We start from the raw sequence: 5332 nt of genomic DNA, 5'->3' as shown, positions 1-5332 counted from the left end.
GACAACGACGTCGCCTCCACGCGCAGCAGGTTGCGCCAGGCCTCGTCCCGTGGGCGCCGTTCCTCCTCCACGGGCGGCACCTCCGGGACGTCCTCGGACCATGCGGCGACCGGCAACAGCAGCCACAGCCAGACAACTCCACTTCGCGTCATCCGCATCCCCTGTGAGAGCCACCACCGAGGAGAGCAAAGGCCACACGTCTGACGTTTCGTTCAGCTCGGCGCCTGCTGGATGGCGGAGGTCCGCAGGGTTGGCTCCGGAGGCCTTGACTTTAAATCTACATAGGTAGATTTAGAGCCAATGCCACGAACCCGCGCGTTGTCGAGTCACGCCCGCGCCGTCCTTGCCGCATTGCTGGATGCAGGCTCAGGCTGGTCGCATGGGTATGAGCTGTGCCGACTTGCAGGCGTGAAGTCGGGCACGCTCTATCCGCTGCTGATCCGCCTCGAAGCCCAGGGCTATCTCGAAGCCGAGTGGCAGCAGCCGTCCGAGGGCGGTCGGCCGCCACGGCACGCCTACCGCCTGACCCGGACCGGGGTCCAGCTCGCGCGCGACAATCCGCCAGACCGCAAGGTGGCTGCTCGCTCCGGCCTCCGCGAGGTACCGACATGAGCGTCCGCGTCCAACGACTTGCCGCGGACCTGCTGTGCCGCGCCCTGGAGTTCCTCCTGCCACCGCGGCTGCGCGACTGGGGACTGGCCATCCGCCACGAGGTCGCGGCAATCCCCGACGACACCCAGGCCCTGTCGTTCGCGCTCGCGAGCGTCCTCGGCCTGACGCCGCGCGCCCTCGGCATGCTCCTGGTGCAGCCCTTCAGCGCGCTGCACGGCCCGCGTGCCGCCGGTGCGCTCTGCGCGGTCGGCGCGGTCGCGATGGGACTCATCTACCTGACGCTTGCCGGCGCGCCCGTCCGCTACCTCGGCGTCAACGCTGGCGCGCTCGTCCTCGGTCTTCTCCTGCGGGCCCTCATCCGCCGCATCCCGGCGGCAGTCGGGCATTTGTCCGGAGCACTGATTCTCGGCCTCTCGGGACTGCTGCTCGCCACCGCCTTCGTCGGCCTCCGCGTCGAGGGGGCAGCGCGCTGGGTCAGGCTCGGCGGTGTCATCGTGCAACCGAGCCTTGTCCTTCTTCCGCTCATGCTCGCCGGCTTCTCCCGGACGCGCACCCCGCTCGCGACGACGGGGATCGCCGTTGCCGCGCTGGCCATGGCGCTCCAGCCTGACCGCGCGATGGCGGCCATGATGACAGCGACGCTGGCGACCATCGCGGCGACGCGCGCGGACCGGCCGGCGTGTGTGGCGTTCACGGCCAGCCTCCTGGCGTTCGGGGTGACGCTGCTGCGCCCCGACTCGCTCCCCGCCGCCCCCTTCGTCGACCAGGTCCTCTTCTCGTCCTTCTCGGTCCATGCCCTCGCCGGGCTGGCCGTCGTGGCCGGGTCGGCCCTGCTGCTCGTCCCCGTGCTCATCGGGAGGTCCTGTGACGAGGACGGCCGCGCGACCTGCCTCGCCTTCGGGACTGCCTGGCTTGCGGCCATCATCGCCGCCGCGCTTGGCAATCACCCGACACCGGTCGTGGGCTACGGCGGCAGCGCGATCCTCGGCTATGTCCTGAGCCTTTCGACCCTGCCGAGGCCGGTGAGCGCGCGGAGCAGCCCGGCCACCGCCCCGACCGACGAGCCGCGGGCTTCGCGCGACACCCATTCCAGAATCGCGCTCGCCTAGCCGCCATTCACGAGGCCGTTCTCAGCGGCGGGCACGCCTCCCCAACGGAGACCTGACCATGACCATGCCTCGCCCTGGACGGCGGGTTCGATACCTGCTGCCCGTTGTCCTGCTTGTCATCGCGCTCGGGTTCACGTGGACGCGGCTCACGCGCAGCCGCGGCGACCAGCGGGCTTCGTTCACGCCCGCGAGTCAGCAGTGCGACGCGCAAGGGCCCCTGCGCTACTGCATCAACACGGCCGCCGGGGGCACCAACGGCGACGTCGTCTATCACCTCCACGGGCGCAACCTCGACGAGACCGTCTGGAACGACGACACCTACTTCACCGGAATGCTTCAGGCGCGATGGCAAGCCGCCGGAGCCCTGCCTCCCACGGTCGTCACGGTCTCCTACGGCTCGACGTGGCTCCTGACTCCGAAAGGCAGACAGCAGGACAGCGGCCTGCTCGATGACTTCATGTCACGTCTGCCTGCGATTGAAGCGCAGGTGGGGCGCCCCCGGCGGCGGATGCTGCTGGGGGAGTCGATGGGTGGGCTCAACGTCCTGGTCGCGGGCCTTTCCCATCCGGAGCGGTTCGCGAAGGTCGCGGCGCTCTGTCCGGGCGTCTACACCGACACCCCGTTCTCCTCCTTCGACACGATCAAGGCCTCGATGGAGCGCACCGGGGCCGATCCCAAGATCGTGTTCGGCGTCTGGTGGATGGCGCGCGGGTACGTGGCGGACGAAGCCGAGTGGCGCCGCGTCTCGCCCCTGCACCTGGCCGCGCAAGCGGGGCCGGACCATCCGGAGCTCTACCTCTCCTGCGGCCTCTACGATGCCTACGGCAACTACGAAGGCACCGAGCGGCTCGCCGACCTGGCCCGTCAGCGCGGCGTCAGGACCGAGTGGCACCCGCTCTATGGCGGGCACTGCGCGTCAGACGTGTCGTCGCTGGCCGACTTCCTCGTGAGATGAGCCTGACGCGGGACGCGCGGGTGGAGCTGGCGGGTTGCGAAGCCCGGCGCCCGGGAGCTGGCCATGGAGAGCCGATGGAGGCCAGCGCGCGAGCACGACAAGGAGAACCTCTCCCCGAGCCCTCGCGCCTCATGGCGCGTCGGGCGGTCCCAGGGAGGGGTCCGAGAGGAAGGCTTCGTCCGTCAGCGCGTGGAGGAAGGCGAGCACCGCCTCCGCCTCCGCGTCGTCCAGGGTCACGCCGGGGGCCTGTCCCTCACGCAAGAAGGCGCCGTCCAGCGTCGCGGAGCGCACCATGCCTCCCCGGTAGTGCAGGAGGACGGCCTCCAGCGTCGCGAAGCGCCCATCGTGCATGTAGGGCGCGGTGACGGCCACGTTGCGCAGGGTCGGCGTCTTGTACCGCCCCGCGTCCTCGTCCCTCAGCGTGACGCGTCCCCGTCCGCGCGACACGTCCTCGCCCTGCCCGAAGCGCTCGTCCAGGCCGTTGTTGTGGAAGGCGTTGTCCGTGAAGAGTTCAGAGTCGTGACAGGGCGTGCAGCGCTGCCGTACGAGCGCCAGGCCTCGGGACTCCTGCTCCGTCAAGAAGGCGCCCGGCTCCCCCCGCCGCCAGCGGTCATAGCGGGACCGCGCGGACACGAGGGTGCGTTCGTACTGCGCCAGCCCCCGCAGCAGCTTGCCCAGGGTGGGCTCCCCAGGGCCGAACGCGGCCTCGAACCGGCGCACCACGTCTGGATCCGCGGAGAGGCCCGCCATCATCCCCTCCAGGTCGGCCTGGCCCATCTCATCCGCTTGCGTGAGGGGCGCCAGCGACAGCGACTCCAGGTTCTTCGCGCCCCCGTCCCAGAAGAGTCCTTCCATCCAGGCGAGGTTGACGAGCGCAGGGGTATGGCGTGAGAGGGGATGCTGCGTCACTCCCGCCGTGGAGCGCGCCACGCCGTCGGAGAAGCCGTGCTCCTGCACATGGCACGTCGCGCACGACACCTGGCCGTTGCCGGACAAGCGCGGCGCGTGAAACAGCCACCGCCCCAGCTCGACGCCCTCCTGGGTCAGAGGGTTGTCCTCGGGCTGGGGCAGGAAGGTGAAGCCCACGGGCAGGACCTCCGGCGAAGACCCGGGGGGCAGCGCCTCCGGGCCTCCACCGCACGCCCCCAGCAGCAGCGTCAACAGCCCCCAGGCCGCATGCCGGAGCGTGTGACGGTTCATCGGTTGGAGTTGTCCACGGACACCACCGAGAACATGGCCTTGAAGCCATCCGACAGCGTCGCGCGCTCCGTGGCGCTGCTCGCGTTGATGGTGGGCGTGGTGCGGGGGCTGAGCGACGTGAACAGCGCGGCCACGTCCGCCCGCAGGTTCACCTTCGCCTGCTTCTGCGAATTGACGGTGACCGGAGCGGTGAAGTCCAGGTTCACCGTGCGGTAGTCGGCGTTGGTGCCCGTCTCCCACGCGAAGGTGTCGCTGGTGCCATCCGCCTTGACGTACTGGCCCTTCGTCTTGGTGAAGATGTAGCTGGTGAACCACATCCAGGCGGAGGACGTCATGTTCTTGAGGACGTGCAGCTCTCCCGCCTGCCGGCTGAGGTCGTCGTTGTAGGTGGGGTCCACGCCAATGCTGAACTCGATGCCCGTGTAGACGCCGGCGGGCACCGCCACCATGTCCACCTGCTCGCGGCGGTTGGCGGGCAGCGTCGCGGGGGACGACGTCCCATCCACGGCCTGTGCCTTGATGACCTCGAGCAGGTGATAGCTGTTCGCGAGGGCCACCTTCGTGCCGTCCTGCTTGCGCAGCTTGACGTTGGACAGCCAGTAGCGCAGCTCCGTGAACTTGAGGCTGTCGCCTCCCGCGGTCGTGAAGGTCTGGTCCAGCGCGAAGGGCGCGCTACCGAAGACCAGCCCCGCGTTGAGCGACAGGGCGCCATCCGTGGCGGCGAGCACCCCCTTCAGCCGTTCCACCTCGCCCTGCGCCGCCTCCAGCTTCACGAGCACGCCATCCCAGTCCTGGGACGCGAGCAGCTCGCGGGCTTCGGCGAGCTGCTGCTTCAGGCCCTCGACCTCCGTGGCCAGGGCCTGCTTCTCCTGCTCCGTCGCGCCCCGCTGCTGCTGCTGCTCGGCGAGCTGACCTTCCAGCCGCGTGACCTCCGCCTCCAGCTCGGAGATCCGCTGGTTCAACTCCTGACGCTCCGTGACGGACAGCGTCGTCGGGTTGGACGAGGTGTCCTCACCGCAGGCGGGGATGAGGGTGAAGGTCAGCGCGGACAGCACGCACGCGCGGACGAACCGGGGCATGGACGAGGGGAAGTGAAGGGTCATGGCACGGCACTCATGCCAGGGACTCCCCCCTCATCGAATGCGGTCATTTGCCGCACGGTGTTTCGTCGCACGGCGCCTCCGCCAGCGTGAGACATGCCCCCGTGATGCGCGGTGTCCCGCTACTGGATGGCGAAGATGAGCGTCACCTTCGCCAGGACGACAGGAAACCTCACGCAGGACGCGCGGTTACCCACCTGTCGCCCTGGTTTCGCTCAGGACGCCGCAGACCGCATGAGCCCTGCCTGGGCCAGCAGTTCGCGCACCCGCCGCGCCAGCGCGATGTGCTCAGAGTTCGCTACGGTGAAGCGCTCGGGGGTCAGGATGATCAACGTGCCCTTGTCCTCGACAGGCTC

General features: G+C 69.5%; 6 protein-coding genes. 3 read left to right on the top strand and 3 right to left on the bottom strand.

Features of this window, described 5'->3' with window-relative positions:
• The first annotated feature begins 300 nt into the window (after positions 1 to 300).
• The 3 genes from K8556_RS38545 to K8556_RS38535 are packed head-to-tail and all read left to right on the top strand — an operon-like array spanning position 301 to position 2676.
• Positions 301 to 612 carry a PadR family transcriptional regulator gene (locus K8556_RS38545; protein WP_223745129.1) on the top strand — a complete coding sequence of 104 codons (312 nt, stop codon included), beginning with the start codon at positions 301 to 303 and terminating at the stop codon, positions 610 to 612.
• Positions 609 to 1721 (top strand): hypothetical protein, encoded by a 1113-nt coding sequence (locus K8556_RS38540; RefSeq protein WP_223745128.1) that lies wholly within the window; start codon positions 609 to 611, stop codon positions 1719 to 1721. The genes K8556_RS38545 and K8556_RS38540 overlap by 4 nt, the downstream gene beginning before the upstream one ends.
• Before the next feature lie 58 nt (positions 1722 to 1779).
• A complete protein-coding gene (locus K8556_RS38535) occupies positions 1780 to 2676 on the top strand; it encodes an esterase family protein (protein ID WP_223745127.1) in 897 nt (298 codons plus the stop codon).
• Positions 2677 to 2805: 129 nt separating this feature from the next.
• Here K8556_RS38535 and K8556_RS38530 read toward each other — a convergent pair whose 3' ends face one another.
• From K8556_RS38530 to K8556_RS38520, 3 genes are all read right to left on the bottom strand, one after another.
• Complete coding sequence (locus tag K8556_RS38530) at positions 2806 to 3876, bottom strand: cytochrome-c peroxidase (protein ID WP_223745126.1); 1071 nt, start codon at positions 3874 to 3876, stop codon at positions 2806 to 2808.
• Positions 3873 to 4979, bottom strand: a complete 1107-nt coding sequence (locus tag K8556_RS38525; protein WP_223745125.1) for an MbnP family protein — start codon at positions 4977 to 4979, stop codon at positions 3873 to 3875. The genes K8556_RS38530 and K8556_RS38525 overlap by 4 nt, the downstream gene beginning before the upstream one ends.
• A 212-nt stretch (positions 4980 to 5191) precedes the next feature.
• The coding region (locus K8556_RS38520) for an Imm52 family immunity protein (RefSeq protein ID WP_255653334.1) at positions 5192 to 5332 on the bottom strand (141 nt) is incomplete at its 5' end.

Origin of the sequence: Corallococcus sp. AS-1-12, assembly GCF_020036995.1 — a bacterium.
GTDB lineage: Bacteria > Myxococcota > Myxococcia > Myxococcales > Myxococcaceae > Corallococcus.
Note: the sequence above shows the minus strand (reverse complement) of the source record. Positions and strands in the feature narration are given on the sequence as shown.